Source organism: Candidatus Uhrbacteria bacterium CG10_big_fil_rev_8_21_14_0_10_50_16 (genome assembly GCA_002774875.1).
Classification (GTDB): Bacteria; Patescibacteriota; Patescibacteriia; order UBA9934; family UBA11717; genus UBA11717.
The window spans coordinates 91,095-106,879 of record PCYM01000006.1 but is presented as its reverse complement, the minus strand read 5'-3'; the positions used below and the strand labels follow the sequence as shown (position 1 = coordinate 106,879).

The window sequence follows — 15,785 nt, the reverse complement described above, 5'->3', positions numbered from 1 at the left end:
CCTATAGTTGCTCATGCACAGAGGCAACAGATACTGGCGAAACGGACACATTAATCGTTGCTAAAAACCCATACGTTTCATCACCAACACTACTTGTCATTTGGAATGCACGTGTGCTTCCTGTTGGGGATGTTACAATAACAGAGCATGTCCCTGCTCCAGTGACGATGGATCCTGGGTCATAGTTTGTATCAATTGCCAGCCAAATAAGCACCTCGTCTAGGCAGCTCTCTACTGCCCCTCTCGCAAGGCGACCATTTTGCTCATTCACCTGCAGCGCACTTCTGCGAATCGATATCACCGCAAGCGACACTGTTACAAACAACAGCACAAGACCAACAACAATCACCACAAGAAGTGCAACAAACCCATCTGGTTTTTTTGAGATCATAGTTCTGATGTTGAAGGCAACAAATGGTACGTCGCTTCGAACAATTGCGCTGGAGCGGTGTAGGCATTCACCACAACGGCCGCGTCCAAAATACCACGGATACGCACGTCCGTAAGCACCCCCGCCGAATCCCGCACCGGATCCACAACCCAGGAAGAAACGGTGATCGTGCGATCGGTCACCCACTCAGGATCTGCCGCCCCACGTGTAAGACGCAGTCGCTCCACCGTTACAGAAACCCCATTAAAAAGCACCGTGTCGTTTACCACCTCCAGGGTAACCTGGTTACCATCTGCATCTAGGTAAATTAAACGGCTTGGATCAACGCTAAGTGTGGATGCTGACACGCGGATTAATTGCGCCTCTGTCAATTCATGTCGTAGGGACCAATCAATCGTAGAACGTGTACGCGTGGAGTACACAACCGACCCTACTTGTCCCTGCGCACGCGACAATCGCACAACAATCCCAACAAAACTTCCCAGCAACAATGAGAGGATGCCAATATAAATGATAAGTTCCATCAACGTGAATCCGCGTTTATTCATATTACGGCGTAAACGGTCCTGAGCTCAACTCGGTACCATCAGTAAAAATCAACGTAATGGTTAGTGTCACGTTTTCCATCTCTTGCGAGAACTGCACCTTGTGCATTTGGTCGCGATTGCCCGGATCAATATTCACATCTACAATATCCAATTCCGCGATAGAATTTTGAACACCCAGTGGCGTTCCCGGCCCCCCAGAGGACCAGACCTTATCCAACTCCAAGAATACCTGATTGATCGTTGCAGAAGAATTCCATTCGAACCGAATTTTATCAATCGTTACCGATTGTGTCCCTGTATTCTCTATATAAACGTCACGTAGTTGCTTTTCTCCTTGCCATCCAGCAATCGTTAGGTCGATCGAGATATTCCCCGCCTGTGCCGGCAGAAAACAGGATCCTTGTGGATTATTCCAGCGTGTTCGATGCGACGTAGAGGTAACGGAACGATCGGCACCGCTAAGCGTCGTCCAAGATGTCTTGCTTTTGAGTAACAAGCTATCCGGATCCACTGTTCCGCCACTCGTTACAACCAAGCAGCTACCATCTCGATAAACAGGTTCAACACTAACAATACGAGTAAAATCATCAATTACCTCCGTTGTGCCAGGTACAACGTTCCACGAAGGGTTGGACCATTCAAGTGCACCCGTTGTTCCTGAGTTCAGATCATCAAAAGAGACACCTTGTAGCGCCGCCAGTCCCTCTTGCGCCAACATCGCCCCACGAGCCTCTACACTTGTCTGCTCAATCATACGTCGTACACGTACTGTTAACGACACAGCAGACACAACCAGCACGGCTGTCAGTCCAATTGCGATCAGTACTTCTACCACTATTGTTCCGCGAGGCCGCTTTTTATTCTCGAACCACATAGCCACTTGGACTAATAATAAGCTTTGTCTCAACACCACCAGCCTGAATAATCATGGATCCATAGTTTGCAGTACTTCCTCGCAAAACATCAAAAATAATTTCATGATCATACCCTGTCGAGACTCCCAAACCAGACAACATTGCCTCAAGGATCTCGACCCCTTCTGGCATGGTGACCGCACGATCTTGAACCGTATTTCGCCCGACAAATGTCTCCCCTGCAAACACCATTGCGTCTGTTAGAACGTGCGTCGTATTATCGTAATCTAGATACACACCCCACGCACTTCCGTCCGTTGCCGTTTGCGCATGTGTCTGTGCCTGACTTATTGCATCAAACAAAAGCTCCACTCCCTGACGTTCCTTTAATGACCGCGCGATGGAGGTCATCGCCATGAATGATGTTCCGATAATCAACACAAACACGCCAATAGAGATAATCATTTCAAGCAGGGTGAATCCTCGCATATGCATATTAAAAGGCACCGACCACCTGATAAATCGGCGAGATCACAGACAATGCCAAAACAGCCACCATGACACCAATAATCACAAGTAGGATTGGTTCAAGAAGGTTTGAGAGGTTACGCATCATGTCGTCCACTTCCTGCTCGTAAAAATCTGCCAAATACCCCATCATCTCTCCCAATAATCCAGATTCCTCTCCCACACGAGTCATACGCGTCATCATCGGCGGAAACGCGCGAGGATATTTTGCCATTTCACTCGCCATCACGCGCCCACGTTTTAACTCCCCTTCCAACTTAACCATGAGGCCACGGTAATAAGCATTCTTGAGCACAGTTGTCGCAATCGGAAGTGCGTCCCCCATCGTTGATCCACTTTGCAGCATTGTTCCAAGTAATCGCGTCATGCGTGTGAGGTTTACGTAGCGCACGATGGAACCAAACACAGGGATATACATTAACGCTTTATGAAAAAAAGGCTGCAGAGCACGAATCTTGCGAATCCCAAGAATTACCGCAACAAACCCAACAGACATGGCGAGTGTCAAAAAGCCATGTTCGTTAATAAACGATGCCAGTCCCAACAACACACGTGTTGTCCACGGCAACTGCACGTTCAACGTTTTAAAAACATCCACCACGTTTGGCAAAATAAAGACGACAATACCAATCGACAAAATAAACCCCCCAATCAATATAACGATCGGGTACATAAGCGCCCCTCGTACTTTCTGTACCAACTCATGCTCTTTTTGTTTTTGTTCCGTAAGGTGATCAAGGTTCTGTTGCAATGTTCCGGAGGCCTCGCCGGCAGCAATGAGGTTGACGTACACCGAGTCAAAGATCCATGGAAACTTTGCAAACCCCGAGGAAAGCGTGTTGCCATCTTGAATCGATTGTTCAATCGCATCCAACACCGTCTTTAACGGACCCGCTTTTGTTTGACCACCAATAATTTCCAGCGCGTCCCCTATTGGAATCCCAGAACGCAATAAAACAGCCAAATATTTTGTAAACATTAATCGATCCACATGCGACAAACGTACCGTAAAATGCTGCAACCAGAGCGGCTGCGGTTTTTTAATCTTTCCCACGTTGTCTGTGAGTTTTGTTTTGGACGATCGCATATTATTCACTCATCACACGCACCAACTCCTCTAGCGTCGTAAGCTGTAATCGAATTTTTCTGACACCGTCTTGTGCAATGGTCGTCATCCCCTCTTTTATGGCTGCCTGTTCAATCGTGTCCGCATCCGTATGATCGATGATGAGTTTTTGAATCGTCTTTGTATTTTCCAACACCTCGTAAATTCCGATACGCCCCTTGTACCCCGTATCATTACACGTCGCGCATCCAACGACTTCTGCGACCGCCACCGTTGTCTTGCCGTTTATGAGTTCGCCTGCAAGCGATTCTCCTAAAATCTTCACGACTTCTTCTCGAGAAAGCTCTTTTACTTTATGACAATCATCGCAGACGCGTCGAACCAAGCGCTGCGCAATAGCACAGATCAGCGTCGAAGAAATTAAGAATGGCTCCACATTCATATCAAGCAAGCGCAGGATGGTAGAAGCTGAGTTGTTGGTATGAATCGTTGAAAGCAGTTTATGACCCGTGAGCGCCGCATTCACCGCAATGCTTGCTGTCTCCTCGTCACGAATCTCACCCACCATAATAATATCTGGGTCCTGTCGCACAATGGAGCGTAGTCCTGCCGCGAACGTGAGTTTGGCAGCTGGATCCACCTGACTCTGGTTAACCCCCTCAATGTCGTACTCAACCGGATCCTCGATGGTTGCAATGTTCACCTCACGCGTATTCAAAATCTCCAAAATCGCGTAAATAGAGGTGGTTTTTCCGCTTCCAGTTGGACCGGTAGATAAAATCATTCCCCAAGGACGTCGAATCGCACGTTGGACACGCAATAAATCCTGTTCTGAGAAACCAAGCTCCTCCAGCCCAAGCGAATGAGATGTACTGGAAAGCAGTCGAAGTACGATCTTCTCTCCATTTGTCACTGCAATAACCGATGCACGCACATCTACCTCTCCATCAGAGGTCAAAAATGAATAACGCCCATCTTGAGGCGCACGATGTTCGTCCGTTCGCATGTGCGTCATCAACTTCAACACCGCGACAATTTGTTTATGTAATACCGGGGGTAATTGAAAAAGATCATGCAAGATACCGTCAATGCGAATACGGATAATGGCGAGTTTTTCTTCTGGCTCAAAATGAATATCAGAAGCACGAGCCCTATAGGCATACTGTGTAACAGCCGTAAAAACCTTTACTGCCGTATCGTGCGCAGTGTCATGCGCGGCGAGTAAAATAAGTTTCTCGATATCCTCCTTTGTTGGGACGAGCCCAACGGGTGCGAGCGGCGGCATCTTCTCCGGTTGTTGATTGTCCATTTTTAGTTCCATACACACAGTATACCCCAAATTTCTTCACCTAGAATCCTGACTTCGTCCACAGGCCCAGTGGTATTTGTAGCGATCACCACGTATACTAGGACCATAGTTCATAATTATTCGTATGCAAAAAACAACACATAAGTCTGGTTTTACCCTGGTCGAGCTGCTGATCGTTGTGGCTATTATCGCTATTTTAGCCGCAGCCGTCTTTATCGCATTAGACCCTGTAAAGCGATTTAAGGAATCCCGTGATTCAACGCGTTGGAACGACGTCTCCAGTATTGCAGGTGCCGCAACGTTAAACCAAGTAGACAACGGTGGCGCCTACACGGCCACAATCACTGCGTTGACCGATGATCTCTTCTACGTCATCGGAACAGACGCAACAGGTTGTAACACAACCTGTACCGCGCAGACCACGCAAGCAGCGTGTGTGGACCTCACCGCTCTTGTAACAGATGGATACCTTGGTAGCGTTCCAATGGACCCTAGCACCGGAACCGCCGCAAACACAGATTATTATCTCGCAAGGAATGCAAACGGAACAATAGAAGTTGGTAGCTGCGATCCAGAAGCAGCCGCAACGATTTCCCTCACACACTAAGTGGTTACAAACAGGCAGACACTGCCTGTTTTGTTTTACCTGGTATAATGAAGATACATGTACGACCTATTGACCATTGGGGATATTAAATTAGACGTCTTTATTGATCTTGGAGACGACGCAAAATTGTTGTGCGAAAAAGACACGCGCACATGCGAAATGCGTATCAAGTACGGACAAAAAATTCCGGTGGATTCTGCTGTCTCCATGATGGCAGGATCGGCTCCCAACGTAGCGATAGGTGCACGTCGGCTTGGACTCTCAACGAGCATTTTAAGCGTGGTTGGCAATGACACAACCGCAACACTTGCCCTCGATACGTTAAAAAAAGAAGGTATCTCTACGGATTACATTATGGTCGCAGAAGGAGAACAAAGTAGTTTCTCCGCTGTGCTCAATTTTCAGGGCGAGAGCACAATTCTCGCCGTCCATCATCCTCATACCTACACCATTCCAAGCACAGTTGAGACTCAGTGGATATTCGTGACAGAAATGGGGCCCAATTACCGTTCCCTTTTTAAGGATCTCGTTCGCCTCAAACAAGAAAAGAACCTCAAGCTCAGCATCAACCCTGGCGCAATCCAGTTAGAAGAATTAGACGCAAGCCTCTTTGACCTTATCCGCGTCTGCGATCTGTTGATTGTTAATAAGGAGGAGGCAATGTTATTACTTCATGTAGATTCTAACAATATCTCAGCTCTTCTGCGCGGATTACAGGCAATGGGACCACGCGTTGTTATCCTTACAGATGGTGAGAACGGAGCATTTGGGACGGAAAATGCGGTTATCTATCACGCACCCGTGTTTACAGGTACATGTGTAGAGGCGACCGGTGCAGGAGATGCCATGGCTACAGGCATTCTGGCAGCATTTATTTCCGATTTGGACCTTTCCACAGCACTTACCTGGGGTTCCATCAATGCAGCACAGGTCATTCAATTTGTCGGTCCACAAAAGGGATTACTCACGCGTCAGCAGATTCAGGAGCAGCTCACAACACACGCCTATTCCATTGAAACGCTAAAATCCTAACGACTTTTATGCTCGTCTCCCCAAACGTCATCCTTAAACAAGCAACCAAGAATCACTATGCCATTGGTGCCTTTAACATCAACAATTTGGAGGCGCTTCAAGGAATCGTCGAGGCAGCCGTAGAAGAAAATGCTCCTGTGATTATTCAGACGTCGCAGGGCGCTATTGAATACGCAGGAATGGATTTACTCGGCTCAATGGTTCATACAATAGCAAACGATGTCGATGTTCCTGTTGTCTTTCATCTTGATCACGGCACCAATGTCCGTCTTGTTAAAGAGGCTATTGCAAGCAGCTGGTACACAAGTGTGATGATCGATGGTTCGTCTCATCCTTACAAAGAAAACGTCGCTATTACAAAAGAGATCGTGGCACTGGCGCATGCAAAAAAAATCTGGGTCGAGGCAGAGTTGGGACCTATTCCGGGGAAGGAAGATGATTTGGACGTGCACGCTCGTGACGCGTTCATGACGGATCCTGCCCTGGTAAAACAGTTCGTTAAAGAGACCGGGTGTGACTCACTCGCTATCTCCATTGGCACCGCACATGGAGTGACCAAGTTTCTCGGTGGATCAAAACTCGACTACAAGCGACTCGCACTTATCCGTGCACAAACGTCAATTCCCCTCGTCCTTCACGGCGCAAGCGGAATCCCAGCAAATTTGGTCAACGTCGTTCAAACGTACGGTGCTCACCTTCCAACAGCAAAAGGAATTGCCCCCTCACAAATTCGAAAGCTTATTGCCGGCGGCATTGGAAAGGTCAACATAGACTCAGACCTTCGCCTCGCGTTTACGGGTGCCGTAGATAAGTACATGACGCTTCACCCCGATAATATGGACCCACGCAAGTACCTCGGTGCCGGTCGAGAGGCGATTAAAAAAGAGGTGATGCGTAAAATTCGACTTTTTGGAACTTCTAACACGTGTACATGAACTTCGACGTAATTACCATTGGTGCTGCTGTCCGCGATGTCTACGTACAGAGCAAGGATTTTATTGTCGAAGAACGCGGAACCAACACAATTCCCGAGGCCTGTTTTGTCTTGGGGGGAAAACTGGAGGTCGAGGCTCCCTACTTTTCCTCCGGTGGAGGAGCTACCAATGCCGCCGCAACATTCGCGCATTTAGGGCTTAAGACATCTTGCATCGCTAAAATCGGAGCAGACGATACAGGACGTGACATTATCAATGATCTTCGTACGCACGGGGTCCATACAAATCTTTTAATCTCAACCGACAAAGAACAGACAGGCTACTCGACACTCCTTACGACCAACGATGGACGACGCACGGCACTTGTTTATCGGGGAGCATCGGCAAGCGTACAGGCAAAAGAGCTTCCTTGGGAGAGGATGACCTGCAAGTGGCTGTATCTTAGTAGTCTCAACGGAGACCTTGGATTGCTCAAAAAGATTTTTGCGCATGCTGCCACAAACGACATCCACGTCACATGGAACCCAGGTTCGGCGAGTCTCAAGCAAGGTCTCAATAAACTCGCGCCTCTTCTCAGACGAACAGATATCCTCTCGCTGAATCGCGAGGAAGCCGCACAACTCACACGGCTCGCACCATCGGATTTACGCACGATCATCAAACGACTCAACGAGCATGTTGGTGGAGCAGTCGTTATTACAGATGGGAATCATGGTGCGTATGCATCCAACGGAGGAGAAACGTTCTTCGCCTTTCCAGGCAACATTGCTCCAACAAACACCACGGGTGCCGGTGATGCGTTCGGCTCTGCATTCACGGCAGGAATGATCGTCTTCCAAGATCCGATCATGGCAATACGACTTGCCACCATCAATGCGGAAAGCGTCATTCAAAAAGTCGGCGCAAAAAACGGCATCCTCGATCGTATGCCAGGATCGCGTCGACTTGGTCAAATCCGCGTTGAGCCGTATACTCTCTAAATGATTCGCTCACCGTTTCTTTCTCTACAATTAAGCAGGAATAACATGATCCTATGCCAGACGTACAGCAAACCGCCACGACACAGATTCCCCCACCCAAAGAGGTGATTACTCCTCCCATGCCAGGTCGTGGACCGATGCACAAGCATACAGGGTTTATTATCGCCATTGCACTCACGAGCCTTTTGTTGGTCGGTGCGGCCGTCATGGCATACCTATCCTGGGACACGGGAGCAAAGCTTGCAAAGCAAAATGCCGCGTTACAAACCTCGACGCTTACGCTACAGCAACAAAACAGCGATCTTCAGACCTCACTCGCAAAGGAAATGGATCGACCTGGGCCAATCCCTTTCTATTACACGCAACAAGATGAACCGTTCACAGGGTCTACCGACATTCATGAGGTAGATCAAATCACGGGAGAAGACACAGTTATTCTCACGATCCCGAAGGGAAATAGCCACTTTGAGATAGTCGCTCAACCGCGAACAAAGTGGGATGGACGCATTTTCCTCAACAGGATTGTTGAAGGTGACAATCCAGGATGGACGCTCTATGAATTCAATACCGAGGACGGAACAGAGCTTATTGCATCTTCCGTGCAATCACTTCTCCCCTTTTCTGCGTCTGCGATCTTACTTGCACCAGACCAACATTACGGCGCATTGATCTTTGACACAGCCGATCAATCAGAAGAACCGCATCTGCAGTTTATCGATCTTCTCACCGCAACAACATGGGACGTAAAAACCCTTGGGCGTGACCGATCGTTTGCAGATATGTACTATGAGTTTGGAGGAATTGGTAATTACGCCATGCGCTGGACATCAAATAACTGTATGCGTGTCAATATTTATCAACAAAATGAAGAAGGTAACCGTACGCTCGTAGAAACACCAGAATACTGCCTCTCAGATTTTATTCAGTAAACAGATAGCACACTCATGGTAGAATGGGTGTGCTGTTTTATTTCTTATTCTTTTCTGAATTGATCGAGTAAAGACGATTCGACCGATTCGACCGCCACCTATGCCAAAACGTATTTTTGTTACTCGGCCCATCCCAGACGAAGGTCTCAAACTTCTTAAAAAGAAGCGCTACGAGGTAGACGTTTATTCAAAAGATCAAGCCATTCCTCGCAAGGAATTACTCAAACACCTTAAAGCAAAACGCTACGATGCCGTCTTGTCGATTTTAACGGATAAGATTGATGAAGCAGTCTTTAAAGCAGCGGGAGATCAACTACAAGTCGTTGCAAACTACGCGGTTGGTTTTAACAACATAGATTTAGAAGCGGCAAAGAAGCATAACGTCATCATTACCAATACGCCTGGGCCAGAAATCAATGAATCCGTCGCCGAGCATGTGATTGCCCTTATGTTTGCCCTCGCTCACCGCGTGGTAGAAACAGACGACTATGCACGCGCAGGTTTGTATAAAGGCTGGGGGCCTCAGCTGCTCTTGGGAACCGATATCTCTGGAAAAACATTGGGAATTGTAGGTATGGGAAACATTGGTATGCAGCTAGCACACAGAATGCACGACGGGTTTAACATGAAAATCGTCTACGCCGACGTGGCACACAATACAGAAGCAGAGAAGAAATACGGAGCAACGTATCTAAGCCTCACACAACTTCTCAATACGGCCGATGTTATCTCTCTGCATGTTCCCCTCCTTGAATCGACGCATCATCTCATTGGGAAAAAAGAGCTTGGCCTCATGAAGAAAACGGCGTTCCTTATTAATACGTCGCGTGGCCCCGTGATCGATGAAGCTGCACTCGTGCAGGCGCTTAAGCAAAAATCTATTGGAGGTGCTGCGATCGACGTGTATGAGTTTGAGCCACGCATTCATCCAACGCTAAAAAAACTTAAAAACGTCATTACGACACCTCATACAGCCAGTGCAACAGTTGCGACACGTCAGGCTATGTCCAGGCGTGCTGCAGAAAATATTATTGCCGTTCTAAGCGGAAAACAACCCGCGAACCAAATCGATTAATATGGCACAAAGATCTGTAAACAAAACCTGGGTCATTATCAGCGCAGTTCTTCTTCTCGTCATCGTGACGTTAGTTCTCGTTCTACGTCATCCAAAAGAGCCCACACTTCCTACGGTACAAACAATTGAAGACGTATTAGAAAAGAAGCGTGAGGTGTCCACATATACATATCTCACTCCATCGGAGTGGGATCAAACAGCTTTTGCTGAGAAAGCCATTAATGAATCACAAGGAAAGGACGACGGACAAGAAAAGATTGAGTTCGGCATTGTGCAGAATCCTGACCAGCCTACACAGTACTATTTTGCGACATCGGAACGCGTCTCCGATACAGAATTATTTCTCGGGATCTATCAATACGATTCGGCAACGCGCGTATGGGAACGTTTATATAAGAAGACGGTAACAATTACAACGCCAATAGACGTCTATGCGTTTCATGTCCTTGGTCTTCATAACGGATCATTGATCGTACAACGAAATCAATCTAGTTACTCACCCGGCCCTTGCTACGATCCGCTTCTCTCGCTTGGAACAAAGATACAGACTCCAGAAGGTGAGCGAGAAGCTGTGAGTCCACTCTTAGAACTGAATTTGGAAGATCCTTATGGGCAGTGGGAACAACACACGCTCCCCGACACCATTCGCACGAAACAGGAAGAAGCGTCCGTCACCTGCGCCACAGAGCTCCAATAATATCCAAAGCGCAAGTAATCTGGTTTGAAATATCGAGTTTCGCGGTCCTCGCACAAATACCATCCACAAACGGATGGTATTTTGTTTATGTTCATAGTCATCGTTGACCTATCATTCTATTTGCCATACCTCCGCTTGTCTCAAATTCATCGTTTTTCAAACAAGCGACGATCGTCGGTGTTTTGAATGATTTAAGATCGCAAATTATTCGCCAACACCCCGCTAATACAGTCAATTCAGAAAGATGAAACAAATTCAGACGTATCAAATATACGACGATCGTCGCATATTTGAAACATCTCATAATCCATAAATAGCCATCATTTTTTACGAAGCATCCACCGATGTCGCCTCTTTTTCTCCGGAATCGACAGGTTCATGCCAACGCGCAAGCTCCCGCTTTAGGACACGCAGCAACTCATTGCTCTTTGGAGCGATAGGCCGATCAGCAATTTTAAGACGACGGTCCGAGCCAGTTGCTATCGCGAGTGCATTTACAAATCGCGTATAGGCAACAGTGTTGAGTATGGTGTTTTCTTGCTCAGGATCCGAGGCACCTCCATCTAAAAGCGTCTCAATGCCCATTCTCCCGCGTGAGACCGATTCGCGTGCTGGATATTTTACATCCGGCAACAAGTAATCCCAAACCATCTCGCCCTTCTCGTTTTCTTTTTTAAAAACGACAACGTTCCAATCGCCCGCAATATCTAACAATTCCCCACTGTCCTCTGTGTACTGAATTGCGCGTTCAGTAAAATCACGCAATATGTCTCGCAATGCAGGATCTCCATCCATAGCATCAAGTATTGTATGGGGGAGACATTCATCCAACAGTCCCGTGTCATCCAATGAAGCTCCGTCCAAGAGTATAGAAATATTTTCCCTGTACTCTTCTAGTCCATCATCGAATATGCTCTCTTCCAGATAGGGCGTTGCAAGAGATATCGCTCCTCCTTCCTTTGTCGCTTCAACAGGAAGACGTTTTTGCACGCGGATCGTTGTCCAAAGCTGGTGTACACCGTCCGGCAATGGATCAAATGTGGACCAGCGATCCTGTATCGCGGTTTGCAATTGACGTGTTACGGGGAGTTGTTGAACGTACTGACGCTCAGGAAGTGTGTGCTCAGAAAAATGCTTCGCGAGCAACCATTGTGATTCCCTATCCCTTGCGAGTCGCAATTCGAGATAACTGCGTGCTTCCGGTGATAAAACATGATCTAAAATTCCTTCTGTTCGATTGTAGTTCAATACCTGTCCGAAGGTATGTTTATGCACTTTTATCACCGAATTCGGATGCCCCTCAATACCAAAAACGACTTGTTCCCCACCCATACCCAAATAGGTTGGTTGGTAGCGACTAATCAATTCTTGATCCTTGATCGCCTCTATTCCATGACCAATTTCTGCTTCTGTAATCTGACGTCCCGAATGTTCTGACATATCGATTCTGTCTTTATGGTTATTTCTGTTGACGCATGTCATCCAGTACCTCCTGCGCGTGTTTGGCCGGGTTTACCTTCTCGTAATGCTTTGCAATCACGCCTTTTGGATCAATGAGGAATGAATCTCGCAGTATTCCCATGTATTTCTTTCCAAACATCGACTTCTCCCCTTCTGCCCCATACGATCGAATGACCGTTCGGTCCACATCGGACAAAAGAGGGAAATTGAGTTTATGTGCGTCCGCAAATTTTTTATGAGACGCTACCGTATCTGCACTCACGCCAAGCACTTGAATACCCACCGCTTTAAAATCGTTAAGCGAATCCCTAAAACACACGGCCTCGATGGTACAACCAGGCGTCATATCTTTCGGATAAAAATACAAGAGAACATACTGACCTTTGTAGTCATTTAATGTTCGAACAACACCGTTTTGATCGACGAGAGAAAAATCTTTAGCTTTCATAATAATAATGTTCTTGAATCCATCTTATCACATCCTGTCCTCCCATTTCTCTTAGACAATAACCGTCAATTTTATAAACACTTCTTCTCAACAAAAAACACGCACTTACGTGAGTGATTCTTGGCGGACCTTGAGGGAATCTCACGTCGCTTAGCTCTTTAAAACCCTGCGGTTTTAATGTTTCCGCCACGGGGGAACACCCAGTTCCCCCGTGGCCCCCTCTGGTTCGAATCCAACAAAAAACACTCACTTACGTGAGTGATTCTTGGTGGACCTTGAGGGATTCGAACCCTCGACCCCCTGCTTGCAAAGCAGGTGCTCTAGCCAGCTGAGCTAAAGGCCCATGTAAAACCGAGAAGACTATAACATGGCGCCTTTTTATGGTCAAGTATGCACAGAAGTACACAACGTAATCTCACGAGCTTGGTATACTGAGGGCCTATGCACATTCGAAAGTCCGATGGAACAATGCAGCCGTTTGATCGTCGGAAACTCGAGCGGGCACTTACGCGTGCGCTCGTTTCCCCCGCGGCAAAACAAGAAGTTCTAACGACCATCCCACGTATGGTGCGTCCCGGAACTTCCACACAGCAAATCCACACGCGTGTTTTGCATCTATTGGAATCCATTGACCCTGTTGGCGCTGCACGTTTTAATCTCAAACATGCAATGTTTCAACTGGGGCCATCCGGATTTCCATTTGAACAGTATATTGCCCGTATCCTTTCCGCCTACGGGTGGCAAACCGAGACAGGCAAATTCGTACAAGGGAAATGTGTCCAACATGAGATTGATGTGTACGCCAAACGTGAAGGAGAGATACGAGCAATCGAGGCTAAGTATCGCAACACGGCCGGAGGGAGGGTCGATATTAAAGTCGCCCTCTACGTGCATGCCCGACATCTCGATTTGTCTGCACGCGACCCGTCTGTCGTCGGCGCGCTCTTTACCAACACAGAACTGACAGAAACCGCACGTATTTACAGTGAATGTGTTGGCATGAAGGTCATGGCGTGGAACTATCCGGTTGATGATGGTCTTGCAAAGTTTATCGAACAAAAACACCTCTACCCACTGACCGTGTTCTCCCGCATTCCCATGCATGTGGTGAGCAAGCTTACACGAGATGGGATTGTCCTAGCAAATCAACTTTGCGAGCTAGAGGCCTCCCAATTTAGTAAATATGGTCTTCGTAAGGAAGATACTCAAAACCTTCAAAACGACTCACGAGATCTATGCGCACTCCACTTGTAATCGCCTTCCTTCTCTTTTTTCTCTTCCCTTCCGTTGCATTCGCAGATTCATTTTCGGTTGCAAATATCGCAGAAGGTGTACAGTCTCCGCTAACACTCGAGATTCCGTTTGAGGAAGTTGGCATGCTAGTACGGGCAGATCTAGGGGGTGACGGAATTGATGAGCTCATTGTTTCTTCTGGACGCAATCAGGTGCCGACCGTGGCTATTTTACGTTTGGACGGATCGCTGATCCGTACATTTGCTCCCTATGCGGACACGATGACCAGCGGGGTAACAGTAACCGCGGGTGATATCACTGGTGACGGTATCGCGGAGGTTGTTACAGGAACCATGATCGGAGCAGGTCCACACGTACGTGTCTTTAGTGGGTACGGTGAGTTACAAAATCAATTTTTTGCTTACGATGAATTGTTTACAGGCGGTGTAAACGTCGCTACGGCAGATATCGACGGTGACGGGACACGAGAAATTGTGACGGCTGCGGGATTAACAGGCGGCCCGCACATTCGTTTGTTCACACATAAAGGAACACTTGTCACAGATTTTTTTGCCTTCGATGCGTCTGATCGATCCGGTATGTCTGTTACACGCATCGATCAAACTTCCGACGGCCGCGACGAACTCGTGATTGCACGTTATGGGTATGGAGTACCCGAGGCTCGCATTGCCACGTTCGATCAAGACAACAGTGTTGCGCTCAGTGAACCAATTCGTCTCTACGCAAACTATCCCTACGGCGTTACGTTGTTCCCGGTAAGCGACGAACTCTTCGGTGTTGCGCCTAACGGTCACGGCGGTCCCCATGTGCGGATGATTCGCTCAGACGGTCAACCTGTATTTGATCATTTTGCCTTTAATGCACAATTAACCGATCGCGTTCTTATTGCCTCTACAGGTCCCGACACGCTTCTCTCAGTTACAACATCTCCCGTGCTCGCAGAACGTTTGGACAAACATATCATGGTTGATATAAGTGAACAGCGACTTTATGCTTATGAACAGGGCGTTTTACGTAATTCATTCCTTATTTCTGCAGGAAAGTGGCCATTTAAAACTCCGCTCGGTGAGTTTGCTGTGATGCGGAAATTGCGATGGCACGACTATCGATCATTTGATCGCGCGGGGAACCTTCTCTATAATCTTCCGAACGTAGAATTTAATTTAGAGTTTTCGCGACACTTTTATATTCACTACGCATACTGGCACAACAACTGGGGGCACCCTATGTCGCACGGTTGTGTGAACGCGCCTTACGACGGCGTTGCCTGGGTTTATAACTGGGCCGAAGTTGGAACACCTGTCATTGTTCAAGAATAATTTCTTTAACAGACTTCGCAACAAGCGTTCAGCGTAAATAAACGTGCGCAAAATAAATTATCGTTTTGTTGTTATCCACATCTTTGCGACGTAACGTGTTGTATTGCCTACTGTGCACGCTATAATGTAGGAGTCGTTACGCAACACGTAACACCGCGAGTCGATCATCGTTAAGATGCACACGCGAGCTTGCACATCGTGCAACACATGAAAGGAGGTGAACACCATGCCAGTAAAAAAATCTGTTAAGAAAGCTGCTCCTAAGCGAAAGGTCGCTAAGCGAAAACCAGCTGCAAAGAAAGTTGTAAAGAAAGCTGCTCCTAAGCGAAAGCCTGCTGCGAAGAAGGCTGCT

Annotated in this window: 17 protein-coding genes and 1 tRNA gene; 9 read left to right on the top strand and 9 right to left on the bottom strand. The window is 47.4% G+C overall.

Features of this window, described 5'->3' with window-relative positions:
* Window position 1 precedes the first annotated feature (1 nt).
* From COV06_03560 to COV06_03535, 6 genes are read right to left on the bottom strand one after another with little or no spacing between them, the layout of a single operon-like run.
* Window positions 2–391: a hypothetical protein gene (locus tag COV06_03560; protein PIR47501.1), complete on the bottom strand. Its 390-nt coding sequence runs from the start codon at window positions 389–391 to the stop codon at window positions 2–4.
* Window positions 388–939 carry a hypothetical protein gene (locus tag COV06_03555; protein ID PIR47500.1) on the bottom strand — a complete coding sequence of 184 codons (552 nt, stop codon included), beginning with the start codon at window positions 937–939 and terminating at the stop codon, window positions 388–390. Before COV06_03555 ends, COV06_03560 begins: the two co-directional genes overlap by 4 nt.
* A gap of 1 nt (window position 940) precedes the next feature.
* Window positions 941–1,813, bottom strand: coding sequence for a hypothetical protein (locus COV06_03550; GenBank protein PIR47499.1), 873 nt, complete (start codon window positions 1,811–1,813; stop codon window positions 941–943).
* Window positions 1,797–2,288: a hypothetical protein gene (locus COV06_03545; GenBank protein ID PIR47498.1), complete on the bottom strand. Its 492-nt coding sequence runs from the start codon at window positions 2,286–2,288 to the stop codon at window positions 1,797–1,799. Before COV06_03545 ends, COV06_03550 begins: the two co-directional genes overlap by 17 nt.
* Before the next feature lies 1 nt (window position 2,289).
* Window positions 2,290–3,408 carry a hypothetical protein gene (locus COV06_03540; GenBank protein PIR47497.1) on the bottom strand — a complete coding sequence of 373 codons (1,119 nt, stop codon included), beginning with the start codon at window positions 3,406–3,408 and terminating at the stop codon, window positions 2,290–2,292.
* 1 nt (window position 3,409) lies between these two features.
* Window positions 3,410–4,708 (bottom strand): type II secretion system protein GspE, encoded by a 1,299-nt coding sequence (locus tag COV06_03535; GenBank protein PIR47496.1) that lies wholly within the window; start codon window positions 4,706–4,708, stop codon window positions 3,410–3,412.
* 112 nt (window positions 4,709–4,820) lie between these two features.
* On the opposite strand from COV06_03535, the gene COV06_03530 reads away from it, so the two are divergent.
* The 7 genes from COV06_03530 to COV06_03500 all read left to right on the top strand — a co-directional run bounded on the left by COV06_03530 (window position 4,821) and on the right by COV06_03500 (window position 10,951).
* Entirely contained in the window at window positions 4,821–5,303 is a 483-nt protein-coding gene (locus COV06_03530) for a hypothetical protein (protein PIR47495.1), read from the top strand.
* A gap of 57 nt (window positions 5,304–5,360) precedes the next feature.
* On the top strand, window positions 5,361–6,335 hold the full coding sequence (locus COV06_03525) for a hypothetical protein (GenBank protein PIR47494.1): 975 nt from the start codon (window positions 5,361–5,363) through the stop codon (window positions 6,333–6,335).
* An 8-nt stretch (window positions 6,336–6,343) separates the two neighbouring features.
* Entirely contained in the window at window positions 6,344–7,270 is a 927-nt protein-coding gene (locus tag COV06_03520) for a fructose-bisphosphate aldolase (GenBank protein PIR47493.1), read from the top strand.
* Complete coding sequence (locus COV06_03515; protein PIR47492.1) at window positions 7,267–8,250, top strand: hypothetical protein; 984 nt, start codon at window positions 7,267–7,269, stop codon at window positions 8,248–8,250. The genes COV06_03520 and COV06_03515 overlap by 4 nt, the downstream gene beginning before the upstream one ends.
* 53 nt (window positions 8,251–8,303) lie before the next feature.
* On the top strand, window positions 8,304–9,179 hold the full coding sequence (locus COV06_03510; protein PIR47491.1) for a hypothetical protein: 876 nt from the start codon (window positions 8,304–8,306) through the stop codon (window positions 9,177–9,179).
* A gap of 100 nt (window positions 9,180–9,279) precedes the next feature.
* Window positions 9,280–10,254 carry a D-glycerate dehydrogenase gene (locus COV06_03505; protein PIR47490.1) on the top strand — a complete coding sequence of 325 codons (975 nt, stop codon included), beginning with the start codon at window positions 9,280–9,282 and terminating at the stop codon, window positions 10,252–10,254.
* A gap of 1 nt (window position 10,255) precedes the next feature.
* Window positions 10,256–10,951 carry a hypothetical protein gene (locus tag COV06_03500; protein ID PIR47489.1) on the top strand — a complete coding sequence of 232 codons (696 nt, stop codon included), beginning with the start codon at window positions 10,256–10,258 and terminating at the stop codon, window positions 10,949–10,951.
* A gap of 327 nt (window positions 10,952–11,278) precedes the next feature.
* Here the strand turns inward: COV06_03500 and COV06_03495 are convergent, their stop codons facing one another.
* From COV06_03495 to COV06_03485, 3 genes are all read right to left on the bottom strand, one after another.
* On the bottom strand, window positions 11,279–12,391 hold the full coding sequence (locus tag COV06_03495) for a hypothetical protein (GenBank protein ID PIR47488.1): 1,113 nt from the start codon (window positions 12,389–12,391) through the stop codon (window positions 11,279–11,281).
* A gap of 19 nt (window positions 12,392–12,410) precedes the next feature.
* Complete coding sequence (locus COV06_03490) at window positions 12,411–12,860, bottom strand: thioredoxin-dependent thiol peroxidase (protein PIR47487.1); 450 nt, start codon at window positions 12,858–12,860, stop codon at window positions 12,411–12,413.
* A gap of 266 nt (window positions 12,861–13,126) precedes the next feature.
* Window positions 13,127–13,203 (bottom strand) — tRNA-Ala (locus COV06_03485).
* Between the two features lie 98 nt (window positions 13,204–13,301).
* Here COV06_03485 and COV06_03480 point away from each other — a divergent pair.
* A complete protein-coding gene (locus COV06_03480; protein PIR47486.1) occupies window positions 13,302–14,114 on the top strand; it encodes a hypothetical protein in 813 nt (270 codons plus the stop codon).
* Window positions 14,096–15,433 carry a hypothetical protein gene (locus COV06_03475; protein PIR47485.1) on the top strand — a complete coding sequence of 446 codons (1,338 nt, stop codon included), beginning with the start codon at window positions 14,096–14,098 and terminating at the stop codon, window positions 15,431–15,433. Before COV06_03480 ends, COV06_03475 begins: the two co-directional genes overlap by 19 nt.
* Window positions 15,434–15,785: the final 352 nt, after the last annotated feature.